Here is a 26,354-nt window from a genome sequence, read left to right on the forward strand (position 1 = left end):
GACGGGTTCGCGTACACAGAGGCTGACCTGCGCAAACAGCCGCTGTTACCCGCGTGGAGGAACGCCAAACGCATACGTGACTCAGATCACACCGGGTCGCCTTTCGGTAGACCGGGAGCACTTGATACAAATTGGCCCGCGACCACCGGCGGCGACTTACCCGACGAGTGTGCCGACTCCCCGCATTCTCCGTTTTTCTCGCAGGTCTCGCATTCTCTCGTTCTCCGCCTTTCCCGCATGACCCCCCTCTGCCTTCGCCGCCTCCTTCGGCATGTCTTCAGGAACGCCCATGTCCTCGCGCCCTCGCGCCGCGTGGCCTCTGGTCGCCGTGTTCACCGCCGGTTACCTCGCCGCCTATCTCCTCCCCACCATCGTGGGACGGCTCTCCGTCTATCTGGGCCTCACCACGGCCCAGGCCGGCCTGGTCGGCAGCGCCCTGCTGCTGAGTTCGGCCTCGGCCGGCTTCTGCCTGGCGGGTCGCGTCGAGACGTACGGGCCGCGCAGACCGGCGCGGCTCGGGCTGGCCCTGGCCGTGCTGGGGTACGGCTGCGCCGCCCTGGCGGGTTCGGTGCCGCTGGTGGTCCTGGGCGCCGTGATCGGCGGCTTCGGTTCCGGTACGGCGACCGCGGTGGCCGCGGCGGGCATCGCCGCCCAGCGTGACCCGCACCGGACCTCGTCCCTGGGGCTGTTGAGCGTCTCGGCGACCGCGGGTGCCCTGTACCTGACGATCCCGCACCTGGGGGGCGGCCACCGGCTGCCGTTCGCGTCGATCGCGCTGGTCGCGCTGCTCGTCTGGCCGGCCACCTCCCGGCTCGGCAGTCCTGCCCCGGCCGGTCCGGCCGTCCCGGCGTCGGGACGGCTGCCGCACCGCCGCTCGGGTCTGGTGCTGGCGGGCGGCATGCTCGTCTGGTCCATGGCGCAGAACGCGCTGTGGGGGGTCAGCAGCCGCATCGGCGTGGACCAGGTCGGCCTCTCCGAGGTCACCATCGGCGCGGTGTTCGCCGCCGCGCTGGGTGCCGGTCTGCTCGGGGTGATGGGCGCCGGGGTGCTGGGGGCCCGGCTCGGGCGGGCCGTGCCGATCGGGCTGGGGACCGTCGTCATCGCGGCGAGCATCGTGCTCAGCTCGTCGGCGGGGAGCCTCGGGTCGTTCGCGACCGGGGAGATCCTCTGGAACACCGTCTACCCGGTGGTCCTGTCGTATCTGATCGGACTGGCCGCGTCCCTGGACGTGCGCGGGCGCTGGGCGGTCCTGGCGGGCTCGGCCTCGTCGGTCGGCGTGGCCTGCGGTCCGGTGCTCGGCAGTGTGCTGTCCGAGGGGGCCGGGTTCCCGGTGATGGGGCTGATCCTGGGCGCCGCGACCCTGCTGGTCGCGGTCCCGGTGACGGCGGTGGCCCTGCACACCGGTGGCCGTCCGCTGGTTCCGGGCTCGGTGCGGCGCAGGGGCGGCGCTCCGGCGGCCCTGCTCGCGGTCACCACCGGCGCGGTGCCCGGGGCCGTGCCGAAGCTGGGCGCGCCCGAGCAGGCCGTCACGGAGATCAGCCTGCCCGTGCTGCGCCGCAGGCGCCTGGTCAGGAGTGCGTTCCGGACGGCCGGCCCGTCGGGCGCCGGTCAGTCGAACGCGTACGCCTCGACCTCGGACAGGTAGCGCGCCCGGCGCTCCTCGTCGTGGTCGAGGAAGGCCGCCTCGAAGGAGTTGCGGGCCAGGGTGCGCAGCTGCTCACGCTCCAGGCCGAGCGCCTCGTGGACGGCGTGGAAGGTGTCCCCGACGTACCCGCCGAAGTAGGCGGGGTCGTCGGAGTTGACCGTGCAGAGCAGTCCGGCGTCCATCATGGCGCGCAGCGGGTGCTCCTCCAGCGTGTCGACGGCCCGCAGCCGCACGTTGGACAGCGGGCAGAGGGTGAGCGGCACCCGGTCGGCGACCAGCCGCTTCACCAGCTCCGGGTCCTCCAGGCAGCGCAGCCCGTGGTCGATGCGCTCCACGCCGAGCACGTCGAGCGCCTCGCTGATGTACGCGGGCGGCCCCTCCTCGCCCGCGTGGGCGACCTTGCGCAGTCCGAGCGCCTCGGCCGCGGCGTACACCTCGCGGAACTTGGCGGGCGGGTGGCCGACCTCGGCGGAGTCCAGGCCGACGGCGCTGATCCGGTACAGATACGGCTTCGCGGCCTCCAGCGTCTCCAGCGCCGATTCGGCCGGCAGGTCGCGCAGGAAGCACATGATCAGCTGGGTGGAGACGCCGTGCTTCTCCTCGCTGTGCTCCAGCGCCCGGCCGAGTCCCTCGACGACGGTGCCGAGGGGCACACCGCGGGCGGTGTGCGCCTGCGGGTCGAAGAAGATCTCCGCGTGGCGCACCCCCTGGGCTGCCGCGCGGGCGAGGTAGGCGTCGGCGAGTTCGGCGAAGTCGTCCTCGGTCCGCAGCACCGCCATCAGCGCGTAGTACAGGTCGAGGAAGCTCTGCAGGTCGTCGAAGAGGTAGGCGGTGCGCAGCTCCTCGGTGTCCGCGTAGGGCAGCGGCACGCCGTTGCGCGCGGCGAGCGCGAAGGCCAGCTCGGGTTCGAGGGTTCCTTCGATGTGGAGGTGGAGTTCTGCTTTGGGGAGGTGCACGGTGTTTCTCACTTACGCAGGTGGTGCTGTCTGTCAGGGGTGACGGCTCGGTACCGGAACGCGGATCAGATCCTGGGCGACGGTCAGTTCGCCCTCGAACCCGGCCACCCTGGCCTGGGTCTCGAAGACGTCCGGGTCCGGGTAGCGCTGGGAGAAGTGCGTGAGCACGAGGTGCCGCACGCCCGCTTCCCGCGCGGCCCGGGCCGCCTGTCCGGCGGTCAGGTGGCCGTGGTCGGCGGCCAGGCCCGCGTCCTCGTCGAGGAAGGTCGACTCGATGACCAGCATGTCGCACCCCTCGGCGAGTGCGTACACGCCGTCGCACAGTCTGGTGTCCATGATGAACGCGAACCGCTGTCCGCGCCTGTGCTCGGAGACGTCGTCGAGGGTGACACCGCCGAGCGCGCCCTCGCGCTGGATCCGGCCGATGTCCGGTCCCGCGATGCCGTGCTCGGCGAGCTTCGCGGGCAGCATGCGCCGCCCGTCGGGCTCGGCCAGCCGGTAGCCGTACGACTCGACGGGGTGCGAGAGCCGGTGGCTGCTGAGCGTGTACGTGCCGGTGGTGGCCAGCGGTCCGTCGGCCGCGACCGGCGCCTCGGTCAGCTCGACGGAGTCGCGGTAGGCGGTCGCGTACCGCAGCCGGTCGAAGAAGTGCTGCCCGCTGAGCGGGTAGTGCGCGGTGACGGGGTGCGGGACCTGGTCGAGGTTGATCCGCTGGATCACCCCGGCCAGGCCGAGCGAGTGGTCGCCGTGGAAGTGCGTGACGCAGATCCGGTCGATGTCGTGCGCGGCGACACCGGCCCGCAGCATCTGGCGCTGGGTGCCCTCGCCGGGGTCGAAGAGGATGCCCTCGCCGTCCCAGCGCAGCAGGTAGCCGTTGTGGTTGCGGTGCCGGGTCGGAACCTGGCTGGCGGTGCCGAGGACGACGAGTTCACGTGCGGACACGGTGTGCGCTAGCCGGGGGGCCACTGGAGGCCGCGGCCGCCCAGGACGTGGGCGTGCGCGTGGAAGACGGTCTGCCCGGCTCCGACGCCGGTGTTGAACACGACCCGGTACCCGCTCTCGTCGACCTTCTCGTCGGCGGCGACGTGGCCGGTCTCGCGCAGCACGTCGGCGAGGATCTGCGGCTCGGCGACGGCGAGGGTAGCGGCGTCGGGGTGGTGGACGCGGGGGATGACCAGGACGTGGGTGGGGGCCTGGGGGTTGATGTCGCGGAAGGCGACCGTGGTGTCGGTCTCGCGGACGATGGTGGCCGGGATCTCACCCGAGACGATCTTGCAGAACAGGCAGTCGGGCTGCGGTTCTCCTGCCATGGGGCGCTCCTCTGTCGCGGTGATCCGTTACGGGGCAGCCTAGCGGGCGGGGCGCGGGTGTTTTCGGGGGCTCAGCCCCGGGACACCCGCCGTTCCCCCGCCGGAGGGGCTTGACTGCCGCGTTCGGAGCGCGGGGCCCGGGGCACAACCCCGGGCCCCCACGTCACTCCGGCAGCCCGGGCGGCGCCTTCGCCGGGGTCCGGGTGAGCGACTCCAGCGCGATGCGGATCGCCTCGTCCAGCTGCGGGTCCCGGCCCGCCGCGTGGTCCTGCGGCGTCATGACGACCTCGACGTCGGGGTCGACGCCGTGGTTCTCGACGCCCCACCCGTAGCCCTCCAGCCAGAAGGCGTACTTGGGCTGGGTGACCAGCGTGCCGTCGACGAGCCGGTACCGGCTGTCGATGCCGACCACGCCGCCCCAGGTGCGTACGCCGACCACGGGGCCGATGTCCAGCGCCTTGATCGCCGCGTTCACGATGTCGCCGTCCGAGCCGGAGAACTCGTTGGCGACGGCCACGACGGGCCCTCGCGGCGCGTCGCCCGGGTAGCTGGCGGGCCGCATGCCCCGGGGCAGGTCCCAGCCGACGATACGGCGGGCCAGCTTCTCCACGACCAGCTGCGAGGTGTGGCCGCCGCGGTTCTCCCGTACGTCCACCACCAGGCCCTCGCGGGGGACCTCGGTGCGCAGGTCGCGGTGGATCTGCGCCCAGCCCGAGCCGACCATGTCGGGGACGTGGAGGTAGCCGAGGCGCCCGCCGGACTTCTCGTGCACGTAGGCGCGCCTGTCGGCGACCCACGCGTGGTAGCGCAGCGCCTCCTCGTCGGCGACCGGCACGACGACGACGTGGCGCGGGTCGCCGCCGTCGACCGGCGAGACGGTCAGCTCGACGGGTTTGCCGGCCGAGCCGGTGAGCAGCGGCGCGGGGCCGGTGAGGGGGTCGACGGGGTGGCCGTCGACGGCCACGATCGCGTCACCCGGACGGACGGCGACGCCGGGCGCGGCGAGCGGCGCACGGGCGGCGGGGTCGGAGGTCTCGGACGGCAGGATGCGGTCGATGCGCCAGCTCCCGTCGTCCGCGCGGGAGAGGTCGGCGCCGAGCAGTCCCTGCCGGGTGGAGTCGTCGCGCCATCCGGCGGAGGGGGTCACATAGGCGTGCGAGGTGCCGAGTTCGCCCTGCACCTCCCACAGCAGGTCGATGAGGTCGTCGTGGGTGGCGACGCGCTCCAGGACGGGCCGGTAGCGGTCCAGGACGCCGTCCCAGTCGATGCCGCCCATGTCGGGACGCCAGAAGTTGTCCCGCATGATGCGGCCGGCCTCGTCGTACATCTGCCGCCATTCGGCGGCCGGGTCGAGGGTGCGGCGGATGCGGGAGAGGTCGACGGTGACGTTGCCGTCGTCGCCGTCGTCGTCGGAACTCCCGGACACCCGGGTGTCGGAGGGGACGACGCGCAGTTTGCCGTGGCTGTGCAGGACCAGTCGCCTGCCGTCGCCGCTGACCGCGAACCGGCTGATGTCGGAGGCGAGCTCCTCGCAGCGCAGCTTCTCCAGGTCGTACCGCTCCAGGACGGGCTCGGGGCCGTGGGCGTCGGGGGTGGCCGCGCTCGTGCCGAGCACCCCGGTCACCGGGTGGCGCAGCCACAGCAGCCCGTCCTTGGCGGCCCGCAGCGAGGAGTAGCTGGCGGCCTCGACGGGAAGCGGCACGATCCGGTCGGCGAGGCCGTCCAGGTCGATGCGGGTGACCGGGAGCGCCGTGGGGTTGTCCTCGCCGTCTCCGCCCTTCTCCTTCTCGGTCGGGCGGCCGTGGAGCTGCGGCCCGAACGGGGACGGGGTGGTCGCGGCGAGCGTGAGCAGGTGCGGCCGGCAGGCGCCGATGAACGCCAGGTCGAAGACGTGCGAGTCGTAGATGGGGTCGAAGGCCCGCTCGGAGAGGAAGGCCAGGTGCTTACCGTCGGAGGTGAAGGCGGGCGCGAAGTCCCTGAACCGCAGCGGGGTCGCCTCGGAGACCGACAGATCGGCCAGGTGCGCGAGCTTGAGCTGACTCAGCGGCTCGGGACCGGGGTGCGACCAGGCGAGCCAGGCGGAGTCGGGCGAGAAGACGAGCCCGGAGGCGTCACCGTTCTCGCTGCGGTCCACCTCGTGGACCTCGCCGCTCTCCCGCTCGACGATCAGGACGCGTCCGTCGTGGGCGGCGACCGCGAACCGGCTGCCGTCGGGCGCCGGGGCCAGGTCGAGGACCCGGCCGATCCGGCCTGCGGCGAGGCGGCGCGGGACGGCGCCGGGTCCGGTCCCGGTGGCGGGGGCGCACTCCAGCGCGTCGTCGCCCTCGGCATCGGTGACCCAGACGACGTACTGGTCGCCGTCGGCCTGGAAGGTGTGGGGCAGCCTGGCCCGTACGCCGGGTTCGACGGCGAGCGCGCGGACCGGGCCCTCGCGGTGGGTGACCCAGTGGACGGCGCCGCGGGACCCGACGGCGCTGCCGCGGCCGGTGCGGTCGGGGGACGCGGCGTGCAGGTGGCTGCCGGCGTGCACGGGGTGGGGCTGGAGGTCGGCGCGCTGGCCGCCGAGCCGGATGTCGAGGCGGCGGGGCTCGTCGCCCTCCAGGCTGTCCAGGAGCCACAGTTCACCGGCGGACGCGTAGGCGACGCGGGTGCCGTCGGTGGTGGCGTGCCGCGCGTAGAAGCCCTCGACGCCGGTGTGCCGGCGCAGGTCGGCGCCGTCGGGGAGGGAGGAGTAGAGCGCGCCCACGCCTTCGTGGTCGGAGAGGAAGGCGACGCGGTCGCCCACCCACAGGGGGCACTCGATGTTGCCGTCGATCTCCTCGTGGAGGCGTACGAACTCCGCCGGGTCCCCCTCGGCCGCGATCCAGAGCTTTCCGGCCGTGCCGCCCCGGTAGCGCTTCCAGGTGGCGGCCTCGCGCCCCATGGTGGCCGAGAGCAGCAGGACGCGTCCGTCGGGGCCGTACGCCAGGGAGCCGACCGGTCCGTACGGGAGGGTCCGGGCGGGACCGCCGTCGACCGGGACGGCCCGGGCCCAGCTGCGCCGGAGCGAGACCTGCCCCTGCGTGCTGGTGACCAGCACGTCGCCGTCGGGCGTCCAGCCGCGCACGGTGGTCCGCGCGTCGCCCCAGTGGGTCAGCCGCCGGGAGGGGCCGCCGTCGACGGGAGCCAGATGTACCTCGGGTGCCCCGTCCCGGGTGGACGTCCAGGCGACGCGGGTGCCGTCGGGAGATATCCGGGGCTGGGTGACGGGACGGTTGTCGGCGCTGACACGCCAGGCTCGGCCGCCGTCGAGCGGCGCGAGCCAGACATCGTCCTCGGCGGTGAAGGCGATCGAGTCGCCCTGGACATGGGGATACCGGAGGTAGGAAGGCTGTGTCACATGGATCACCCTAGGCCGCGGTCGTGGCCGGCGGAACGGGGTTGGCCGGAGTCCGCCGTACGGTCGGTCTCCGGCGCACTCGGAAGATCCGGCAACGGCGGGGCGGGCCGCCTCACTTGCCCTGCGGCTGCTCGGTGACCGTGACGGTCACCGTGACCGTCGGCCGGGCCCCTCCCCCTCCCCCCGCGCCGGGCGCGGGGGTCGAGGGCGGCGCGTCGCAGTTGCCGAGCAGGCTGGCCCGGAACACCGTCCGCCCCGCGGCCTTCGCGGTCAGGTCCCCGCGGACGCACCGGCCGTCGACCGCCTGCCGGACCTGGCCGGAAACAGTGAGGTCCCGGCCGTCCTTCGTCCTGCCGTCGCAGTCGACGTCGGCGAGGCGACGCGTGGAGGCGGTGGCCGGACCGGCCTCGGGGGACGAGGCCTTCGCGCCGCCCCCGCCCATGCTCGCCGTGCAGGTCAGCCACTCCACGTCGACGCCTTCGTGTTCCAGGGCGCGGGTGGCGGTGCGGTCGGTGGTCACGGCGACGGACGCGGTGTTCAGCCCGTCCGCGGGTTCGCAGGCGACGAGGCCCGCGACGGCGGTGGCCGCGAGGCAGATCGCGGCCGGAAAGCGACGGGTCGCTCGGCGACCCCATGCCCTTGATGTCCCCATAAGGGCAGCTTCCCACCGCTCCTGGCGCGGCGGTAGTCCGCTTGTGGCCACAACTGTCCCGGCAGGAAGGGGCTATGACCAGCGGCCCGTGCGCCCCAGCAGCAGTGCGGTCGCCGCGGTCCCCGCCGTCGAGGTGCGCAGCACGGTCGGCCCGAGCCGGCAGGTCCGGGCGCCGGCGGCGGCGAACACGGCCAACTCGTCGGGCGAGACGCCGCCTTCGGGGCCGACGACCAGCACGATCTCGCCCTCCTCGGGCAGCCCGACGGTGGCCAGCGGCTCACTGTCGTACCCGCGGTCCTCGTGGAGTACGGCCGCGAAGTCGGCCGTGGCCAGAAGTGCGGCAACCTGTCGGGTCGTCATCGCGTCCGCCACGTCCGGGAACCGCACCCGGCGCGACTGCTTGCCGGCCTCGCGGGCCGTGTTGCGCCACTTCGCCAGGGACTTGAGGCCGCGGTCGCCCTTCCACTGGGTGATGCAGCGCGCGGCCTGCCACGGCACGATCGCGTCGACGCCGGTCTCCGTCATCGTCTCGACGGCGACCTCGCCCCGGTCCCCCTTGGGCAGCGCCTGGACGACGGTGATCCGCACACCGGGACGGGGTTCCTCGCAGATGGACTCCAGATCCGTGAGGACGAGCCGGTCCTTGCCCTCGGCGGCCGTCACGACGCCCTCCGCCCAACGGCCCCGGCCGTCCGTCAGGACGACGTCCTCACCGGCGCGCAGGCGTTTCACCGAGACGGCGTGCCGCCCCTCCGGCCCTTCCAGGACGAACCCGGGGCCCTGAGGCATCTCATCGACGACGAAGACGGGTGCCGTCACTGTGTGCTCCTTGTGCTCACGGCCGCCCGTGCGGCGTCCAGTTCCTCGGCGAGCAGCCTGACCAGCCGGCCCGCGGGCAGCTCGCGCGCCATCCGGTGTCCCTGCCCCGCCCACAGTGCCATGCCCTGCGCGTCCCCCGCCTTGGCCGCCGCCTTGCGCAGCGCGGCTGTCAGGTGGTGGACCTGGGGGTAGGCGGCGGGGGCGTACGGTCCGTGCTCACGCACGAAGCGGTTGACCAGGCCGCGGGCCGGGCGGCCGGAGAACGCCCGGGTCAGGGTGGTGCGCACGAACAGCGGGTTGGTCAGGGCCTGCTTGTGCAGCGGGTGGGCGCCCGACTCGGGGCAGGCCAGGAAGGCGGTGCCGAATTGAGCGGCATCGGCGCCCGCCGCCAGCACCGCGGCGATCTGGGAGCCGCGCATCAGCCCACCGGCGGCGATGACGGGTATCTGCACGGTCTCGCGGACCTGGGCCACCAGGCAGAGCAGCCCGGTGCCGGCGCCGTCGGCCTGGGGATCGTCGCGGAACGTGGACTGGTGGCCGCCCGCCTCCACGCCCTGGGCGCAGACGGCGTCGGCGCCCGCCCACTGCGCGGCCTGGGCCTCCTCGGCGGAGGTGACCGTCACGACGGTGTAGGTACCCGCCGCGGCGAAGGCGTCGAGGGTGTCGCGGGAGGGGCAGCCGAAGGTGAAGGAGACGACCGGGACGGGGTCCTCCAGCAGGATGGCGAGTTTGGCCTCGTAGCCGTCGTCACCGCAGGCGTCGGTCTCACCGAGCGGGGTCTCGTACCAGGTGGTCTCGCCCGCCAGCTGGTGCCGGTACACCTCGACGGCGGCCGGGTCGGCGAGGTTCGGCTGCGGCATGAAGAGGTTGACGCCGAAGGGCCGGCCGGTGAGCCCGCGCACCTGCTTGATCTCGTTGTACATGCCGTCCGCCGTCTTGTACCCGGCGGCCAGGAAGCCGAGCCCGCCGGCCTCGGCGACGGCCGCGACGAGCTCCGGACAGGAGGTTCCGCCCGCCATCGGGGCCTGCACGATCGGATACCGGCAGAGATCGGTCAACGCGGAGGACATGACCGCATCGTGTCATGTCCTTCCTTGTCCCGTGATGGGCACCCCGCTGCCAGGATTTGTCCGCAATGCCGTACGGGCCCGGAGACCGGGCCCGTACGGCGTCGTCGCGCGGGTCTAGTGCCGCGTCAGTCAAGGTTTGCCCGGTAGGAGCGGCGTCAGGTGCGTGCTCTCGGCGTGCCGACCGGAAGTCCTCGTACTGGACGTACTTGGACTTTCGGCCGGTGCGGCGAGAGTGCGTGCATGGCGTCGCGACGGGGCGAACCTTGGCTGCCGCGGCACTAGCGGCCGTTGAACGCGTCCTTCAGACGCGAGAACAGACCCTGCTGCCCGGGGTGGAACTGCCCGGTGGGCCGCTCCTCGCCGCGCAGCTTCGCCAGCTCGCGCAGGAGGCGTTCCTGCTCCGGGTCCATCTTGGTCGGGGTCATCACCTCGACGTGCACGATCAGGTCGCCGCGCCCGCCGCCGCGCAGGTGCGTGATGCCGCGCCCGTGCAGCGGGACGGACTGACCGGACTGGGTGCCCGGCCGGATGTCGACCTCCTCGAGGCCGTCGAGCGTCTCCAGCGGCACCTTGGTGCCGAGGGCCGCCGCCGTCATGGGGATGGTGACCGTGCAGTGCAGGTCGTCGCCGCGCCGCTGGAACACGGCGTGCGGCAGCTCGTGGATCTCGACGTAGAGATCGCCGGCCGGGCCGCCGCCGGGGCCGACCTCGCCCTCGCCCGCGAGCTGGATGCGGGTGCCGTTGTCGACACCGGCGGGGATCTTCACGGTGAGCGTGCGCCGCGAGCGGATGCGGCCGTCACCGGCGCACTCCGGGCACGGGGTCGGCACGACCGTACCGAAGCCCTGGCACTGGGGGCAGGGCCGCGAGGTCATGACCTGGCCGAGGAACGACCGGGTGACCTGGGAGACCTCGCCGCGGCCGCGGCACATGTCGCAGGTCTGGGCGGAGGTGCCGGGTGCGGCCCCCTCGCCGTTGCAGGTCGTACAGACGACGGCCGTGTCGACCTGGATGTCCTTGGTCGTGCCGAAGGCCGACTCGGAGAGGTCGATCTCCAGCCGGATCATGGCGTCCTGGCCGCGACGGGTGCGCGAACGGGGTCCGCGCTGCGACGACGTACCGAAGAACGCGTCCATGATGTCGGAGAAGTTGCCGAAGCCACCCTGTCCGAATCCGCCCGCGCCACCGCCTCCGGAGGCGGACAGCGGGTCGCCGCCGAGGTCGTAGACCTGCTTCTTCTGAGCGTCCGACAACACCTCGTAAGCGGCGTTGATCTCCTTGAACCGCTCCTGGGTCTTCGGATCGGGGTTCACGTCCGGGTGCAGCTCGCGGGCGAGCCTCCGGAAGGCCTTCTTGATCTCGTCCTGAGAAGCGTCGCGGCGCACGCCGAGTACGGCGTAGTAGTCCGTGGCCACTTACGACTCCGCCAGGATCTGTCCGACGTAACGTGCCACTGCGCGTACCGCTCCCATCGTTCCGGGGTAGTCCATGCGGGTCGGTCCGACCACGCCGAGTTTGGCGACTGCCTCGTCGCCCGAACCGTAGCCGACCGCGACGACGGACGTGGAGTTGAGCCCCTCGTGGGCGTTCTCGTGCCCGATACGTACGGTCATGCCCGAGTCCTTGGCCTCGCCGAGCAGCTTCAGCAGCACGACCTGCTCCTCCAATGCCTCCAGCACCGGCCGGATCATCACGGGGAAGTCGTGCCCGAAGCGGGTGAGGTTGGAGGTGCCGCCGATCATCAGCCGCTCCTCCGTCTCCTCGACGAGGGTTTCGAGCAGGATCGAGAGCACGGTGGACACGGTTCCCCGGTCCTCGCTCTCGAAGGATTCCGGCAGGTCCTGCACCAGCTGCGGGACGTCCGCGAAGCGGCGTCCCACGACCCGGCTGTTGAGCCGGGCCCGCAGATCGGCGAGAGACGCCTCACCGAACGGCGCGGGACAGTCGACCAGCCGCTGCTCCACCCGGCCGGTGTCCGTGATCAGCACGAGCATCAGCCGGGCGGGGGCCAGGGACAGCAGTTCCACGTGCCGCACCGTCGAGCGGGTCAGCGAGGGGTACTGCACGACGGCGACCTGCCGGGTCAGCTGCGCGAGCAGCCGTACGGTCCGCCCCACGACATCGTCGAGGTCGACCGCGCCGTCGAGGAAATTCTGGATGGCACGGCGCTCCGGCGACGACAGGGGCTTGACCCCCGCGAGCTTGTCGACGAAGAGCCGGTAGCCCTTGTCCGTCGGGATGCGTCCCGCGCTGGTGTGCGGCTGGGCGATGAAGCCCTCGTCCTCCAGCACCGCCATGTCGTTGCGGACGGTGGCCGGGGAGACCCCCAGCTTGTGCCGCTCCGTGAGCGCCTTGGAGCCGACGGGCTCCTCGGTGCCGACATAGTCCTGGACGATGGCGCGCAGCACTTCGAGTCTGCGTTCGCTGAGCATCGCGCACACCTCCAGCTGTGTACCTCGGTGGTTCTCGGGCCGTTCCCGGGTCCTGCCCTGGCACTCTGTGCGTACGAGTGCCAGCAATCCCCCGGCCAGTGTACGGCGACGGGGTGGCCCCCTAGCAAGGGCGACCGGCCACGCTACCGCGTGACTGCGCAGGTCGTTGCCGATAGCGTCGCCGTATGGACGCCGCTTGGGAAGAGTTCGGCTGGGAGCGACTCGGACACGGAGTGGGCCGTAGACGCCTTCCGGTGTGGGATGCCTCGGTCGTCCTGGTGGCCGGGACGGACGGAGCGCTGCTCTGCGATACCGGGTCGTCACTCCGTGAAGCGGTCGAAGTGCGCGGTCAGGCGGAGTCTCTGCTCGGCAGGAGGGTGACGCATATCGCACTCAGCCACCCCCATTTCGATCATGTGCTGGGCACGGCCGCCTTCGCCGGGGCGCAGGTGTACGGCGCGGCCGGCCTGACGGACCTGCTGCGGCGTGGGGCGGACGAGCTGCACGCCGACGCGGTGCGGCACGGCCTGGCCGAGCACGATGCGGCCGAGTCCGCCGATGTGCTGGTGGCGCCGCATCACGAGGTGTGCGGCTCATGGGCACTCGATCTGGGAGGCGGGCGCGAGGTGGTGCTGGTGAACGTCGGCCCGGGGCACAGCGGTCACGATCTGGCGGTGCTGGTGCCCGCCGCCTCGGGCTCCCCCGCGATCGTGTGCTGCGGCGACCTGGTGGAGGAGTCCGGCGAGCCGCAGGCGGGCCCGGACGCCTTCCCGGCGCGCTGGCCGGCGGCGCTGGACCGGCTGCTGGCGCTGGGCGGCGAGGACGCGCTGTACGTGCCGGGGCACGGGGCGGTCGTGGACGCCGCGTTCGTCCGGGCCCAACGCGATGATCTCGCTGCCCGGTTCGGCGTGTCGTAGGCCGCTCCCCGCTTATCGTCGTCCGATGCGCAGCTACCAGCCGGACCTGACCCCGCCGTGGAAGAAGTCCGCCCCCGCTCCCGAGGTGCCCGCCGACCCGGATCTGGTCGTGGAGGAGGCCGTCACCGGCTTCTGCGGTGCGGTGATCCGCTGCGAGAAGACGGCCGAGGGCCCGACGGTGACCCTGGAGGACCGCTTCGGCAAGCACCGGGTCTTCCCGATGACGCCGCGCGGCTTCCTGCTGGAGGGCCGGGTCGTCACGCTGGTGCGCCCGTCGGCGGGCGGCCCGGCCCGGCCCGGCCGGACGGCCTCCGGTTCCGTGGCGGTGCCCGGGGCTCGGGCGAGGGTGGCACGGGCCGGGCGGATCTACGTGGAGGGCCGGCACGACGCCGAGCTGGTGGAGCGGGTCTGGGGCGACGACCTGCGCATCGAGGGCGTGGTCGTCGAGTACCTGGAGGGCATCGACGACCTGCCGGCGATCGTGCGGGAGTTCTCACCGGGCCCGGACGCGCGGCTCGGGGTCCTGGTGGACCACCTGGTGCCGGGCTCCAAGGAGTCCCGGATCGCGGCGCGGATCTCGGACGCGAACGTGCTGGTGGTGGGCCACCCGTACATCGACGTGTGGGAGGCCGTGAAGCCGTCCTCCGTCGGGATCGCCGGGTGGCCGGTGGTGCCGCGCGGCCAGGACTGGAAGACGGGGGTGTGCCGCGCGCTGGGGTGGCCGGAGAACACGGGTGCGGCCTGGCAGCGGATCCTGTCGACGGTCCGCTCCTACCGGGACCTGGAGCCGCAGCTGCTGGGCCGGGTGGAGGAGCTGATCGACTTCGTGACGGCCCCTCCCGAGTAGGCCTGCGCTCAGTCCACCAGGTCCCGCACCACCGCGTCCGCCAGCAGCCGCCCGCGCAGGGTCAGCACCGCCCGCCCGTCCGCGAACGGGCCGGGCTCCAGCAGCCCGTCCGCCACCGCCCGGCCCGCCGCCGCGAGACCGGCCGGGGCGAGCAGCGCCAGCGGGCAGCCGTCGACGAGGCGCAGTTCCAGCAGGATGCGCTCGACCCGCCGGTCCTCCGCCGAGAGGATCTCGCGGCCCGCGCCGGGCGAGCGCCCCTCGGCCAGCGCCTGTGCGTACGCCCCCGGGTGCTTCACGTTCCACCAGCGCACGCCGCCGACGTGGCTGTGCGCGCCGGGTCCGGCGCCCCACCAGTCGGCTCCACGCCAGTACAGCTCGTTGTGCAGGCAGCGGCCTTCGGGCGTCCGGGACCAGTTCGACACCTCGTACCAGGAGAAGCCGGCCGCGGCCATCGCCTCGTCCGCGATGAGGTAGCGGTCGGCGTGCGCGTCGTCGTCCGTCATCGGGATCTCGCCGCGCTTGATCCGGCGGGCCAGCTGGGTGCCCTCCTCGACGATCAGGGCGTACGCCGACACATGGTCGGGGCCGGCGCCGATCGCCGCGTCGAGGGAGGCGCGCCAGTCGTCGTCGGACTCCCCCGGGGTGCCGTAGATCAGGTCGAGGTTGACGTGCTCGAAGCCGGCCGCCCTGGCCTCGGCGACACAGGCCTCGGGCCGGCCGGGGGTGTGCGTGCGGTCGAGGATCTTGAGGACGTGCTGCCGGGCGCTCTGCATCCCGAAGGAGATCCGGTTGAAGCCGCCTTCGCGCAGCTCGGCCAGGTAGGCGGGCCCGACGGACTCGGGGTTGGCCTCGGTGGTGATCTCGGCGTCGTCCGCGAGGCCGAACTCCTCCCGGATGGCCGCCAGCATCCGTACGAGGTCGGCGGCGGCCAGCAGCGTCGGCGTCCCGCCCCCGACGAAGACCGTACGGACCTGGCGGGGGTCGTCGCCGAGGACCTTGCGGGCCTGGCGGACCTCGCCGACGAGGTGGGAGGCGTAGTTGTCCCGGGACGCCAGCGCCCCGCCGGAGCCGCGCAGCTCGGTCGCGGTGTAGGTGTTGAAGTCGCAGTAGCCGCAGCGGGTCGCGCAGTACGGCACGTGCAGATAGAAGCCGAGGGGCCGGGTCGCGGCGCCTTCCAGGGCGTGGCGGGGCAGCGCCCCGTCGTCGGGTACGGGTTCACCATCGGGCAGTACGGAAGGCATACCGCCCATTGTCGCGCGCCGCCCGGCCGGCGGACGCCACGCCCGGTCGCGCTACTGGGCCTGGAGGACCAGCAGCGCCAGATCGTCGTCCGGCGGACGCTCGGCGAAGGCGTGCACGGCCCGCTTGATGCGCTCCGCGATCTCTTCCGCGTTCAGCCCGGCGCAGCCGGAGAGGGCCTCCGCCAGCCCGTCCCCGTCGTCGAACATCAGCGGACCCGAGCGGCGCTCCGTCACCCCGTCGGTGACGCAGAGGAGGCTGTCGCCGGGGGCCAGGTCGAAGCTCTGGGTCTCGTAGACGGCGTCGTCCATGACGCCGAGGAGCAGTTGCGGGCGGGCGGCCGGCCGCACCGTGCCGTCGGGCCGCAGCAGCAGGGGCAGGGGGTGACCGGCGCTGGCCAGGGTGCAGCGCGCGCCACCGCCCGGCAGCGGCACGAGCTCCCCGTACAGCAGGGACAGGAACCGGGACTGACCGGTGTCCGCCGAGTGCTGGCCGCCGGCGGCGGCGACCATGAGCGCGGCCGCCTCGGCGGCCTCCATCGCGTCGTCGAGGAGCAGCCGGTTGAGGCGGACCAGGACCTCCCCCGCCTGGAAGCCCTCCCGGGCCAGCAGGCGCAGCCAGGGGCGGGCGAGCCCGGTGACGACGGCCGCCTCGGGACCACTGCCCTGGACGTCACCCAGGACGAAGCACCAGCGGTCGCCGGGGCACGGGAAGATGTCGTAGAAGTCACCCCCGACCACCCCGTCGTCGCTGGGCTCGTAGACCAGGGAGCTGGCGACTCCCGGTATCTCGGCGACCTTGCTGGGCAGCAGTCCGCGCTGGAGGATGCGGCTGATGGTGGCCTGCCGGGTGTAGGCGCGTGCCGCGCCCACGGCGAGGCCCACCCGGCGTACGAAGTCCTCGATCAGGGCGGTGACCTCGTCGGGGACGCGGGCGATGCCTCCGCGTCCGAGGAGCACGGCGCCCAGGGTGCGGCCGCCCGAGGTGATCCGGTAGGCGAGCGTGACGCCTTCGGTCCCGTCCGGCTGCCCGCCGTCCTCCGCGCCGCCGGGCCACGGCATCGAGACGGGGCCGGTCCCGACCCGCTCGGGAAGCCGGAGGGGGTCACCCTCCAGCAGGGTGCGCAGCGGCTGGATGCGGGCCTCGTCGACGTGCCAGACCTTGGCGAGCCGCGGGACGGCCGCCCGGCCGGCGGTCTCGGGCTCCAGCCAGATCGCGCACCAGTCGGCGAGCCGGGGCACGAGTAACTGTCCGGCGAGGGCGGCCACGATGTCCTCGTCGAGCTGGCCGGCCAGCAGGTCCGAGGCCTCGGCGAGGAACGACAGCGCGCCGCGGCCCGCCCAGTCCCCGCCGTCGCGCACGGCGCGGCGGGCGGTGGGGGCGAGCAGTTCGGCGGCGCGCAGCCCGTGCTGGAATCCGGCCTCCGGGGCGTCGGGGAAGGGGTTCCAGTCGTCGACGGGGAGGCGGGCCCAGACGGTCTTGAGGCCGGTGCGGTAGGTGATGCCCCAGCGTTCGGCGAGGGTGGCGACGAGCTCCAGGCCGCGCCCGTACTCGGCGGGCTCCCCCGGCCCCTCCCCGTCCCCGGAGCCGTTCTCGGGGCGGTCGCTGCGCACGGCGCGGGCCGGGTGGTGGTCGGAGACCTCCAGGACCAGCGCGGAGGCCTCGTCCTCGGTCGCCTCCTCCAGCCGGAAGAGCAGTTCGACATGGGTCCCGGCGTGCACGACGGCGTTGGTGACGAGTTCGCTGACGATGACCGACGCGTCGTCGGACAGCCGCTCGCTGAAGCCCACGGCAGCGGGCAGCCCGAGCCCGCTCCACTCGGCGAGCGCCGCCGCGACGAACTGCCGGGCCGCGGAGGGCGCCAGCAGGTTGCCGGGCAGGCTCGTGCGGGCGACGGGCTGTGCGCCCGTGGACGCGCCAGTGGTTCCGGGACGTTGCACGATGTCCCGCTGCAAGGGAATGGACCCCACAGGGCGGCTCCTGACCTGTTCTCGCTCTGCCTGTTCTCCGTTAAGACGGACCCTCTAAGCGCCGCTGACGACACGGACAGAGTGACAGATCGGCCCCTCGCATACGCGTCGAGTTACCGAAGTTTCTGGAGAACGGGGTGCCCGGGACGACGGCCCGGCCCCCCGCGCGGGGCGCGGGGGGCCGGTGACGGGCGGCGGGAGCGGCGGCGCCGACCGCTGCGGGGCGGGGCCCCGGGCCGCCGTTACGCCTCGCGGGAGCCCGCGTACATGTCCTCGATCAGGTCCTTGTACGCGCGCTCGACGACCGGGCGCTTCAGCTTGAGGCTGGGCGTGACCTCGCCGTGCTCGATGTCGAGGTCACGCGGGAGCAGCCGGAACTTCTTGATGGTCTGCCAGCGCTGCAGTCCCTCGTTGAGGCGCTTGACGTACCCGTCGATGAGCTCGACGGTCTTCGGGGACGCCACGACGTCCGCGTACGACTTGCCCTCCATGCCGTTCTCGGCGGCCCAGCCGAGGATGGTCGGCTCGTCGAGGGCGATGAGCGCGGTGCAGAAGTTACGGTCCGCGCCGTGCACCAGGATGTTGGAGACGAACGGGCAGACCGCCTTGAACTGGCCCTCGACCTCGGCCGGCGCGATGTACTTCCCGCCCGACGTCTTGATCAGGTCCTTCTTGCGGTCGGTGATCCGCAGATAGCCGTCCACGGACAGTTCGCCGATGTCGCCGGTGTGGAACCAGCCGTCGGCCTCCAGCACCTCGGCCGTCTTGTCCGGAAGCCCCTGGTAGCCCTGCATCAGGCCGGGGCCGCGCAGGAGGATCTCGCCGTCGTCGGCGATCCGGACCTCGGTTCCGGGGAGCGGCTTGCCGACGGTGCCGGTGCGGTAGGCCTCGCCCGGGTTGACGAAGGAGGCCGCGCTCGACTCGGTGAGGCCGTAGCCCTCCAGGATGTGGATCCCGGCGCCGGCGAAGAAGAAGCCGATGTCGGGGGCGAGTGCGGCGGAGCCGGAGACGCAGGCGCGGAGCCGTCCGCCGAACGCCTCGCGGATCTTGGCGAAGACGAGGGCGTCGGCGGCCTTGTGCTTGGCGCCGAGCGCGAAGGGCACCGAGGCGATGCCGGTGCGCCGGAAGTTGTCCTGGGAGACCTTCGCGTACTCGCGGGCGACCCCGGCCGCCCAGAGGAAGATCTTGTACTTGGCCCCGCCGCCGGCCCGGGCCTTGGCCGCGACGCCGTTGTAGACCTTCTCGAAGATGCGGGGGACGGCCGCCATGTACGTCGGCTGGACGATGGGCAGGTTCTCGATGATCTTGTCGACCCGGCCGTCGACGGCGGTGACGTGGCCGACCTCGATCTGCCCGGAGGTGAGCACCTTGCCGAAGACGTGCGCGAGCGGCAGCCAGAGGTACTGGACGTCGTCCTTGGTGATCAGGCCGGTGGAGACGGTGGCCTTGGCCATGTACGACCAGTTGTCGTGCGGCAGCCGTACGCCCTTGGGGCGGCCGGTGGTGCCCGAGGTGTAGATGAGGGTCGCGAGCTGTTCGGGGGTGATGGCGTCGACCCGCGCGCGGATCGCCTCCGGGTTCTCGGCCAGGTGCTGGGCGCCCAGTGCCTCCAGGTCGGCCAGCGAGAGCACCCAGCCCTCCGGGTCGCCCTCGGCCGGTCCGGCGCCCTCGGCGTCGATGACGACGACGTGCGCGAGGTGCGGCAGCTCGTCACGGCACTCGCGGGCCTTGGCCAGCTGTACGGCGTCCTCGGCGATCAGCACCCGGCTCTCGGAGTCGGAGAGGATGAACGCCGACTCCTCGGCGTTCGTCGAGGGGTAGATCGTGGTGGTCGCGGCGCCCGCGCACATGACGCCGAGGTCGGCCAGGATCCATTCGACCCGGGTGCTCGCGGCGAGCGCGACGCGCTCCTCCGGCTGCACGCCCAGAGCGATCAGCCCGGCCGCCACGGCGTAGACGCGCTCGGCGGCCTGCGCCCAGCTGAGCGACTTCCACTCGTCAGGACCCTGGCCGGCGGCCGCGGGAACGGGGTAGCGGTAGGCCTCCCCGTCCGGGGTGGCCGCCACCCGGTCGATGAAAAGGGTCGCCACGGAGGGCGGACGGTTCTCGATCATGGTCTGTGTGTCGCTCACGACATCCTCCGGGCCTGCGGCATTGCTTCACGACGGGCTGCTGGTTGGGGTGTGCTCTCCGCTGACGTCTGCGTGCTGGATCCTGCGTGTTCGGGCGTACTGGACCCTGCGTGTCCACGCGTGCGGGATCCCGCTTGTTTAACTGGCGAGTAACTACGAAGCCGTGATCAGGGTAAAGCGCCCGCGCGCCCCGCGTAAGGGGCAATCGGACGCCGCTTCATAACGAACGGGCCCCCGCGCCGCAGCGTTCTGCGATGCGGAGACCCGTTTGTCTACCGGTCGGTAGGAATAGACGGCCACGTCTCCGTGCCCCTCCACGCCTCCGTACTACTTCTTGGCCTTGGCCTCTCCGGCGGACTCGTCGGTCGACAGCACGGAGATGAACGCGTCCTGCGGCACCTCCACGTTGCCGACCATCTTCATCCGCTTCTTGCCTTCCTTCTGCTTCTCCAGCAGCTTCCGCTTACGGGAGATGTCACCGCCGTAGCACTTGGCGAGGACGTCCTTGCGGATGGCGCGGACGGTCTCACGGGCGATGACCCGGGAGCCGATGGCCGCCTGGATCGGCACCTCGAAGTTCTGCCGAGGGATGAGCTTCTGCAGCTTGGCGACGAGCCGTACGCCGTACGCGTACGCCTTGTCCTTGTGCGTGACCGCGGAGAAGGCGTCGACCTTGTCGCCGTGCAGCAGGATGTCGACCTTGACGAGCTGGGCGGACTGCTCGCCGGTGGGCTCGTAGTCGAGCGAGGCGTAGCCCCGGGTCTTGGACTTCAGCTGGTCGAAGAAGTCGAAGACGATCTCGGCGAGCGGCAGGGTGTAGCGGATCTCGACGCGGTCCTCGGAGAGGTAGTCCATGCCGAGGAGCGTGCCGCGGCGCTGCTGGCAGAGCTCCATGATCGCGCCGATGAACTCGCTGGGCGCCAGGACCGTGGCCCGGACGACCGGCTCGTGCACCTTGTCGATCTTGCCCTCGGGGAATTCACTCGGGTTGGTGACGGTGTGCTCGGTCCCGTCCTCCATCTCGACGCGGTAGACCACGTTCGGGGCGGTGGCGATGAGGTCGAGGCCGAACTCGCGTTCCAGCCGCTCGCGGACCACGTCGAGGTGCAGCAGGCCGAGGAAACCGACGCGGAAACCGAACCCGAGCGCGGCGGAGGTCTCCGGCTCGTACACCAGCGCGGCGTCGTTGAGCTGGAGCTTGTCCAGCGCCTCGCGCAGGTCCGGGTAGTCCGATCCGTCCAGCGGGTACAGACCCGAGAACACCATCGGCTTGGGGTCCTTGTAGCCGCCCAGCGCCTCGGTCGCCCCGTTGCTCAGCGAGGTGATCGTGTCACCGACCTTGGACTGCCGGACGTCCTTCACACCGGTGATGATGTAGCCGACCTCACCGACGCCGATGCCGTCGGACGGGGTCATCTCCGGGGAGGAGACCCCGATCTCCAGCAGCTCGTGGGTCGCTCCGGTCGACATCATCCGGATGCGCTCGCGCTTGTTCAGCTGGCCGTCGACGACGCGGACGTACGTGACGACTCCGCGGTACGCGTCGTAGACCGAGTCGAAGATCATCGCCCGGGCCGGGGCGTCCGCCTTGCCGACCGGCGCGGGGACGTCCCTGACCACCCGGTCGAGCAGCGCGTCCACGCCGACACCGGTCTTCGCGGAGACCTTGAGGACGTCCTCGGGCTGGCAGCCGATGAGATTGGCCAGCTCCTCGGAGAACTTCTCGGGCTGGGCGGCCGGCAGGTCGATCTTGTTGAGCACCGGGACGATGGTGAGGTCGTTCTCCATCGCCAGGTAGAGGTTGGCCAGCGTCTGGGCCTCGATGCCCTGCGCGGCGTCGACCAGCAGGACCGTGCCCTCGCAGGCGGCGAGCGAGCGGGAGACCTCGTACGTGAAGTCGACGTGTCCCGGGGTGTCGATCATGTTGAGGACGTGGGTGCTGCCCTGGCCCTCGCCGGTCGTGGGCGCCCAGGGCAGTCGTACCGCCTGGGACTTGATGGTGATGCCACGCTCGCGCTCGATGTCCATCCGGTCGAGGTACTGAGCGCGCATCTGCCGCTGGTCGACCACACCGGTCAGCTGGAGCATCCGGTCGGCAAGGGTCGACTTGCCGTGGTCGATGTGCGCGATGATGCAGAAATTGCGGATCAGCGCCGGGTCGGTACGGCTCGGCTCGGGCACGTGGAGAGGAGTCGCGGGCACGCAGGGTCCTGATTCTTGAGACGCCGAACGCCGTGTCTCGGGTCGATGTCGGGTCGGTCGGATCTGTACGTAGCCTCCATCGTCCCACGCCTGCGGGGCGAAGACCGGTTTGGGCCGGTCGGAGTGTGACTGGTACCGTGGACAGCTGTGCCTCGTGGCTCTCGGGCCGCAAGGACACACATCGAAGATCCAACGAACCTGAAAAGGCTCTTTCGTGGCGAACATCAAGTCCCAGATCAAGCGGAACAAGACGAACGAGAAGGCGCGCCTGCGTAACAAGGCCGTCAAGTCCTCGCTCAAGACCGCGATCCGCAAGGCCCGTGAGGCCGTTGTCGCGGGCGACGTCGAGAAGGCCACCGTGGCCGTTCGCGACGCTTCGCGTGCCCTCGACAAGGCTGTCTCGAAGGGTGTCATCCACAAGAACGCCGCCGCCAACAAGAAGTCGGCGCTGGCCACCAAGGTTGCCACCCTCCAGGGCTGAGCATTCTGATGTGATCGCCGGAACGGACCCAGCGGGCCCTCTCTCCCGCTCCTGACCGGCACCCCGCGCCGCACACCGAACCTGCGTTCGCCACGCGGGTGCGGCGCACCAAGCGCGTATCGAAGGCCCCGGTCGTCCCCCTCCCCAGGGGGACGACCGGGGCCTTCGTCATGGCGCGCGTGGGGGGCTACGAACGGTGCTCGGTGCTCGGCCAGGAGCAGCCCGTCCGGTGATGACGGTGCTGGGCCACACCAGCCCGTCCGGTGATGACGGCGCTCGGCCACACCCAGCCCGTCCGGCGATTGAGGACACCCCGAACGGCAAGTTCAAGCCCGTCCGGCGATTGAGGACACCCCGGGTCAGCGGGACGGACCCGCACCCACCGGGTCGCACCGCCCCCGCCGGGGCACACCGCACCCACCGGGGCACACCGCTATCGCCCTGCCCGCGCCGCCCGTGCCACCGCGACCACGGCCTTCTCCAGCGCGTACTCCGGGTCGTCCCCGCCGCCCTTGACCCCCGCGTCCGCGTCCGCGACCGCTCGCAGTGCCACCGCCACCCCGTCCGGCGTCCATCCCCGCATCTGCTGGCGGACCCGGTCGATCTTCCAGGGCGGCATGCCCAGCTCCCGGGCGAGATCCGCCGGCCGCCCCCCGCGCGCCGACGAGAGCTTGCCGATCGCCCGTACGCCCTGCGCGAGTGCGCTGGTGATCAGGACGGGCGCCACACCGGTCGACAGCGACCAGCGCAGCGCCTCCAGGGCCTCCGCCGCCCGCCCCTCGACCGCCCGGTCGGCGACCGTGAAGCTCGACGCCTCCGCGCGCCCCGTGTAGTAGCGCCCGACCACGGCCTCGTCGATCGTGCCCTCGACGTCCGCGACGAGCTGCGACACCGCGCTCGCCAACTCCCGCAGATCGCTGCCGATGGAGTCGACCAGGGCCTGGCACGCCTCGGGCGTGGCGGAGCGTCCCAGGATCCGGAACTCGCCCCGCACGAAGGAGAGGCGCTCGGCGGGCTTGGTGGTCTTCGGGCACGCGACCTCCCGCGCCCCGGCCTTGCGCGCGGCGTCGAGCAGCCCCTTGCCCTTGGCGCCGCCCGCGTGCAGCAGCACGAGGGTGATCTCCTCGACCGGGTCGTCGAGATACTTCTTGACGTCCTTGATCGTGTCGGCGGAGAGGTCCTGCGCGTTGCGCACGATCACCACCTTGCGCTCGGCGAAGAGCGAGGGGCTCGTCAGCTCGGCGAGCGTGCCCGGCTGGAGCTGGTCGGAGGTGAGGTCCCGGACGTCCGTGTCGGCGTCGGAGGCCTTGGCCGCCGCCACCACCTGCTGCACGGCACGGTCCAGGAGCAGGTCCTCCTGCCCCACGGCGAGCGTGAGGGGGGCGAGCGGGTCGTCGGCGGAATTCCTTCTGGTGGCCATCGCCGTCCAGCATCCCACGGGCCACTGACAGCCCGGCCGCGACCGCCGTTCCGGGCGCCGCGGACCGTAGCCGAGAATGGGCGGGTGAGCGACGTGAGACATGTACTGGTGCTGCCCGACCGCGATGCCGCGGAGGAGGCGGCCGGAGAACTGGCCGACCGGTTCGGGGTCACCGAGGAGCCGCAGCTCGTACGCGACGCCCTGGCCGGCGAGGACGACGCCGAGGACGCCCAGTGGCTGGTGGTCGTGGAGGACCAGGACCGGCGCCTGGACTCCGCGGCGCTCGACGCGTTCGCCGCGGAGTACGAGGGATGGCTGGAGGCTCCGTAAACGGCGCCCCGGTCGGTGCCGCCCACGGAGGGTGTCCGCTTCCCGGCGGGCCGCCCTGGCGCCGGCGGCCGGGGTCAGCGCCCCGGGGTCAGCCCTTCGGGACGATCTGGATGTCCATGTCGATCGCGATGCTGGAGCCGACCGCGGCGATGCCACGGGCCAGCATCGTCTGCCAGGTGAGGGTGAAGTCCTCGCGGTGCAGCTCGGTGGTGGCGCGGCAGGCGGCGCGGGTCTCGCCCTCCAGGCCGTTGCCGAGGCCGAGGTACTGGGTGTCCAGCGTCACCGTACGGCTCACTCCGTGCAGGGTGAGCGCGCCGCTCACGCCCCAGCGGGTGCCGCCCCGGTGGACGAAGCGGTCGCTGTAGAACTCCAGCGTCGGGAAGCGGCCGACGTCGAGGAAGTCGCCCGAGCGCAGGTGGTCGTCGCGCATCTGGACGTTCGTGTCGATCGACGCGGCGTCGATGATCACGTGCATGGCCGAGTTCTCCATGCGGTCGGCGATCCGCACCGCGCCGGCGAAGGTGTTGAACCGGCCGTGGATACGGGCCATCCCGATGTGCCGGGCGGTGAAACCGATCTGGGAGTGCATCGGCTCGATCTCCCACTCGCCCGGGTCGGGCAGCTGCGGAGGCGCGGAGACCTGCAGCGTCACCTCGCCCAGCTGCGCGTGCCCGCCCTCGACGACCGTGGCCGAGCCGTGGAACGGGGTGAACCCCTCCGCTGTGACGGCAAGTCGGTACTCCCCTGCCGGCACCGTGGCGAGCACGTTGCCGAACGGGTCCGTCTCCCCGCTGACGACCTTGCGGCCCGCGGCGTCCGTGACGACGAACTCGGCCTGCTGAACCGCCTCGTCGACCGGGTCGAGCACCCGGCAGCTGAGGACACCCGCGGAGTCCGGTACGGCGAGACCGGCGAAGGCGTTGCCACGCGCGGCACCCGCCGGTCTCTTGTTTCCGAGCCAACGGCCGAACATCTCACGCACTCCCGGGGGCGGTTCCACCTCGGGCCGAAGGGCTGGACGTCGTTGTCGGAGCAGCGGCCCGCCGACGATCATGCATTCGATCACCCTTGTGGCGTTCGAGGCAAACAGGGCGGCTCGCAAGGGCTTGGGCGGAGGTGTTACCGCAGGTCCGAATTGCTCGTTCCGTTTGTGTGTGTCACGCATTCGACGCACGAGCGCCGACTCCTCGTTCGTCGGGAAGCCGGTCGAGGCGTACTCCGAAGTGCTCGCGGTAGGCGGCGAGGACCTCCTCGTCGCTCTCCAGCCGTGTCTCGTGGCGCTCGGTGCCCACCGTCGTGAGGAGCTTGTGGCCCTTGAGCGTGATCCGCCCGGTGGTGGTGAAGCGTGAGCAGACCGGCGCCCGGGTGAAGCCGGACTCGGGTGAGGTGCGGTGGTACCAGGCCCCGCCCCGGAAGTCGGCCAGTGCCCGCGGCCGTTGGTCCAGGCGGAACTGGGGCACGCCGTCCCGCAGGACGTCGAGGTCGCCGTGGTCCTCGCCGTCCTCGGCGGCGGCCCGCCCGATCCGGAAGGTGCCGCGAGGATCCCGCTGGTCCGTGCGGTCATCGAGCGCGAGCGGGTGCTGGGCGTGGTCGCCGAAGCCGACGTCGGCGAGCCACGGCCCGGTGCCGTCGTCCGTCTCCACCCGCAGCGCCAGGTGGTCGTAGGGGATGCCGAGCCGCCCTTCGTCCCCGTGCACCCGCCCCTGGAGCAGCGTGACGCGGAAGCCGAGCGCCCGCAGCAGCACCGCGAAGGCGCCGTTGAGTTCGTAGCAGAACCCGCCGCGACGGGCCGCCACGACCTTGTCGAGGAGTGCGCGCTCCTCCAGCACGATGTCCTCGCCGAGGTGGATCGAGAGGTTCTCGAAGGGCACGCTGACGAGGTGGCGCAGTTGCAGCTCGCGCAGCGCCGCGGCATCGGGGCGGGCGGGCCGGGCGGCGCCGATGCGCTCCAGGTAGGCGTCGGCGGTCTGCGGCAGATACGGGTCCATGAGGGCAGTCTGTCCCGGCGGAGGGGACCACGCCCTGGGGCGATGGTCCTAGGACCGGCGGCGGAGGCGCGGCGCGTGGTGTGTTCACTACCGTGCCGGGCATGACGCATCGGGAGCCGGCGCGCGGCCGTGCACAGCGCAAGCAGGATGTGCTCGAACACCTGGAGAAGGACACGGAGGCCTGGGTGTCGACCGCCTCGGCCGACGGGGTGCCGACGCTGGTGCCGCTGTCGTTCGTCTGGGACCGGGAGACCCTGTTGATGGCCACCCGGCGCACCAACCCGACGGCGGTCAACGTGACACCGGCCGGGCAGGCCCGGATCGCGCTGGGTACCACCCGCGATGTGGTCCTCATCGAGGCGACGGCGGAGCTCATCGAGGGCGCGGACCTTCCCGCCGGGTCGGGTGACGCCTTCGCCGCCAAGCTCGGCTGGGACCTGCGGGGCCGCTCCGCCTGGGTGTACCTGCGTTTCACGCCGTACGCGGTCAGGGCGTGGCGGGAGGAGAACGAGCTGGCCGGCCGTGAACTGATGACCGATGGCCGGTGGCTGGAGTGAACGCGCCG

The 26,354-nt window shown here is 72.2% G+C and carries 22 protein-coding genes; 6 read left to right on the forward strand and 16 right to left on the reverse strand.

What is annotated here, in order from left to right:
- Nucleotides 1-289: 289 nt before the first annotated feature.
- On the forward strand, nucleotides 290-1,645 hold the full coding sequence (locus ABZ454_RS09745) for an MFS transporter (protein WP_359536928.1): 1,356 nt from the start codon (nucleotides 290-292) through the stop codon (nucleotides 1,643-1,645).
- Here ABZ454_RS09745 and ABZ454_RS09750 read toward each other — a convergent pair.
- The 9 genes from ABZ454_RS09750 to hrcA form a co-directional block, all read right to left on the reverse strand.
- Nucleotides 1,609-2,601 carry an adenosine deaminase gene (locus ABZ454_RS09750; RefSeq protein WP_359536929.1) on the reverse strand — a complete coding sequence of 331 codons (993 nt, stop codon included), beginning with the start codon at nucleotides 2,599-2,601 and terminating at the stop codon, nucleotides 1,609-1,611. The two genes, ABZ454_RS09745 and ABZ454_RS09750, sit on opposite strands and share 37 nt — an antisense overlap.
- A gap of 33 nt (nucleotides 2,602-2,634) precedes the next feature.
- A complete protein-coding gene (locus tag ABZ454_RS09755; RefSeq protein ID WP_359536931.1) occupies nucleotides 2,635-3,543 on the reverse strand; it encodes a ribonuclease Z in 909 nt (302 codons plus the stop codon).
- 8 nt (nucleotides 3,544-3,551) lie between these two features.
- Complete coding sequence (locus ABZ454_RS09760; protein WP_359536933.1) at nucleotides 3,552-3,911, reverse strand: histidine triad nucleotide-binding protein; 360 nt, start codon at nucleotides 3,909-3,911, stop codon at nucleotides 3,552-3,554.
- Nucleotides 3,912-4,074: 163 nt separating this feature from the next.
- On the reverse strand, nucleotides 4,075-7,290 hold the full coding sequence (locus ABZ454_RS09765; protein ID WP_359536935.1) for a S41 family peptidase: 3,216 nt from the start codon (nucleotides 7,288-7,290) through the stop codon (nucleotides 4,075-4,077).
- 112 nt (nucleotides 7,291-7,402) lie between these two features.
- Nucleotides 7,403-7,942 (reverse strand): hypothetical protein, encoded by a 540-nt coding sequence (locus tag ABZ454_RS09770; protein ID WP_359536937.1) that lies wholly within the window; start codon nucleotides 7,940-7,942, stop codon nucleotides 7,403-7,405.
- Between the two features lie 72 nt (nucleotides 7,943-8,014).
- Nucleotides 8,015-8,761 (reverse strand): 16S rRNA (uracil(1498)-N(3))-methyltransferase, encoded by a 747-nt coding sequence (locus ABZ454_RS09775; protein ID WP_359536939.1) that lies wholly within the window; start codon nucleotides 8,759-8,761, stop codon nucleotides 8,015-8,017.
- Nucleotides 8,758-9,831, reverse strand: coding sequence for a nitronate monooxygenase (locus ABZ454_RS09780; RefSeq protein ID WP_356319113.1), 1,074 nt, complete (start codon nucleotides 9,829-9,831; stop codon nucleotides 8,758-8,760). Before ABZ454_RS09780 ends, ABZ454_RS09775 begins: the two co-directional genes overlap by 4 nt.
- 278 nt (nucleotides 9,832-10,109) lie before the next feature.
- The gene (dnaJ, locus tag ABZ454_RS09785; protein ID WP_356319114.1) at nucleotides 10,110-11,246 is read right to left on the reverse strand and encodes a molecular chaperone DnaJ; all 1,137 of its coding nucleotides are present in this window, start codon (nucleotides 11,244-11,246) and stop codon (nucleotides 10,110-10,112) included.
- Nucleotides 11,247-12,263 carry a heat-inducible transcriptional repressor HrcA gene (gene hrcA / locus ABZ454_RS09790; RefSeq protein WP_356319115.1) on the reverse strand — a complete coding sequence of 339 codons (1,017 nt, stop codon included), beginning with the start codon at nucleotides 12,261-12,263 and terminating at the stop codon, nucleotides 11,247-11,249.
- 185 nt (nucleotides 12,264-12,448) lie between these two features.
- On the opposite strand from hrcA, the gene ABZ454_RS09795 reads away from it, so the two are divergent.
- On the forward strand, nucleotides 12,449-13,180 hold the full coding sequence (locus ABZ454_RS09795) for an MBL fold metallo-hydrolase (RefSeq protein WP_359536942.1): 732 nt from the start codon (nucleotides 12,449-12,451) through the stop codon (nucleotides 13,178-13,180).
- Nucleotides 13,181-13,205: 25 nt separating this feature from the next.
- Nucleotides 13,206-14,027 (forward strand): DUF3097 domain-containing protein, encoded by an 822-nt coding sequence (locus tag ABZ454_RS09800; protein ID WP_356319117.1) that lies wholly within the window; start codon nucleotides 13,206-13,208, stop codon nucleotides 14,025-14,027.
- 8 nt (nucleotides 14,028-14,035) lie between these two features.
- Here ABZ454_RS09800 and hemW read toward each other — a convergent pair whose 3' ends face one another.
- The 4 genes from hemW to lepA form a co-directional block, all read right to left on the reverse strand.
- Nucleotides 14,036-15,268: a radical SAM family heme chaperone HemW gene (gene hemW, locus ABZ454_RS09805; protein ID WP_359536944.1), complete on the reverse strand. Its 1,233-nt coding sequence runs from the start codon at nucleotides 15,266-15,268 to the stop codon at nucleotides 14,036-14,038.
- A 51-nt stretch (nucleotides 15,269-15,319) separates the two neighbouring features.
- On the reverse strand, nucleotides 15,320-17,221 hold the full coding sequence (locus tag ABZ454_RS09810; protein WP_359537134.1) for an ATP-binding SpoIIE family protein phosphatase: 1,902 nt from the start codon (nucleotides 17,219-17,221) through the stop codon (nucleotides 15,320-15,322).
- A 257-nt stretch (nucleotides 17,222-17,478) separates the two neighbouring features.
- Nucleotides 17,479-19,368, reverse strand: a complete 1,890-nt coding sequence (locus ABZ454_RS09815; RefSeq protein ID WP_359536946.1) for a long-chain fatty acid--CoA ligase — start codon at nucleotides 19,366-19,368, stop codon at nucleotides 17,479-17,481.
- A gap of 327 nt (nucleotides 19,369-19,695) precedes the next feature.
- The gene (lepA, locus tag ABZ454_RS09820; protein WP_356319120.1) at nucleotides 19,696-21,570 is read right to left on the reverse strand and encodes a translation elongation factor 4; all 1,875 of its coding nucleotides are present in this window, start codon (nucleotides 21,568-21,570) and stop codon (nucleotides 19,696-19,698) included.
- Between the two features lie 214 nt (nucleotides 21,571-21,784).
- Between lepA and rpsT the strand changes: the two genes are divergently transcribed.
- Nucleotides 21,785-22,051 carry a 30S ribosomal protein S20 gene (gene rpsT, locus ABZ454_RS09825; RefSeq protein WP_266778644.1) on the forward strand — a complete coding sequence of 89 codons (267 nt, stop codon included), beginning with the start codon at nucleotides 21,785-21,787 and terminating at the stop codon, nucleotides 22,049-22,051.
- Nucleotides 22,052-22,484: 433 nt separating this feature from the next.
- Here rpsT and holA read toward each other — a convergent pair whose 3' ends face one another.
- Nucleotides 22,485-23,471 (reverse strand): DNA polymerase III subunit delta, encoded by a 987-nt coding sequence (gene holA, locus ABZ454_RS09830; RefSeq protein WP_359536948.1) that lies wholly within the window; start codon nucleotides 23,469-23,471, stop codon nucleotides 22,485-22,487.
- 84 nt (nucleotides 23,472-23,555) lie between these two features.
- Here holA and ABZ454_RS09835 point away from each other — a divergent pair, with 84 nt between their 5' ends.
- Nucleotides 23,556-23,801 (forward strand): hypothetical protein, encoded by a 246-nt coding sequence (locus ABZ454_RS09835; RefSeq protein ID WP_359536950.1) that lies wholly within the window; start codon nucleotides 23,556-23,558, stop codon nucleotides 23,799-23,801.
- An 88-nt stretch (nucleotides 23,802-23,889) separates the two neighbouring features.
- Here the strand turns inward: ABZ454_RS09835 and ABZ454_RS09840 are convergent, their stop codons facing one another.
- Together ABZ454_RS09840 and ABZ454_RS09845 are read right to left on the reverse strand one after the other, a co-directional pair.
- Complete coding sequence (locus ABZ454_RS09840; protein WP_356319123.1) at nucleotides 23,890-24,774, reverse strand: YceI family protein; 885 nt, start codon at nucleotides 24,772-24,774, stop codon at nucleotides 23,890-23,892.
- Nucleotides 24,775-24,958: 184 nt separating this feature from the next.
- A complete protein-coding gene (locus tag ABZ454_RS09845; RefSeq protein WP_359536953.1) occupies nucleotides 24,959-25,789 on the reverse strand; it encodes an arylamine N-acetyltransferase in 831 nt (276 codons plus the stop codon).
- 101 nt (nucleotides 25,790-25,890) lie between these two features.
- On the opposite strand from ABZ454_RS09845, the gene ABZ454_RS09850 reads away from it, so the two are divergent.
- Complete coding sequence (locus tag ABZ454_RS09850; protein ID WP_359536955.1) at nucleotides 25,891-26,346, forward strand: pyridoxamine 5'-phosphate oxidase family protein; 456 nt, start codon at nucleotides 25,891-25,893, stop codon at nucleotides 26,344-26,346.
- Nucleotides 26,347-26,354 lie beyond the last annotated feature (8 nt).

Origin of the sequence: Streptomyces sp. NPDC005803, from assembly GCF_040630435.1 — a bacterium.
GTDB lineage: Bacteria > Actinomycetota > Actinomycetes > Streptomycetales > Streptomycetaceae > Streptomyces.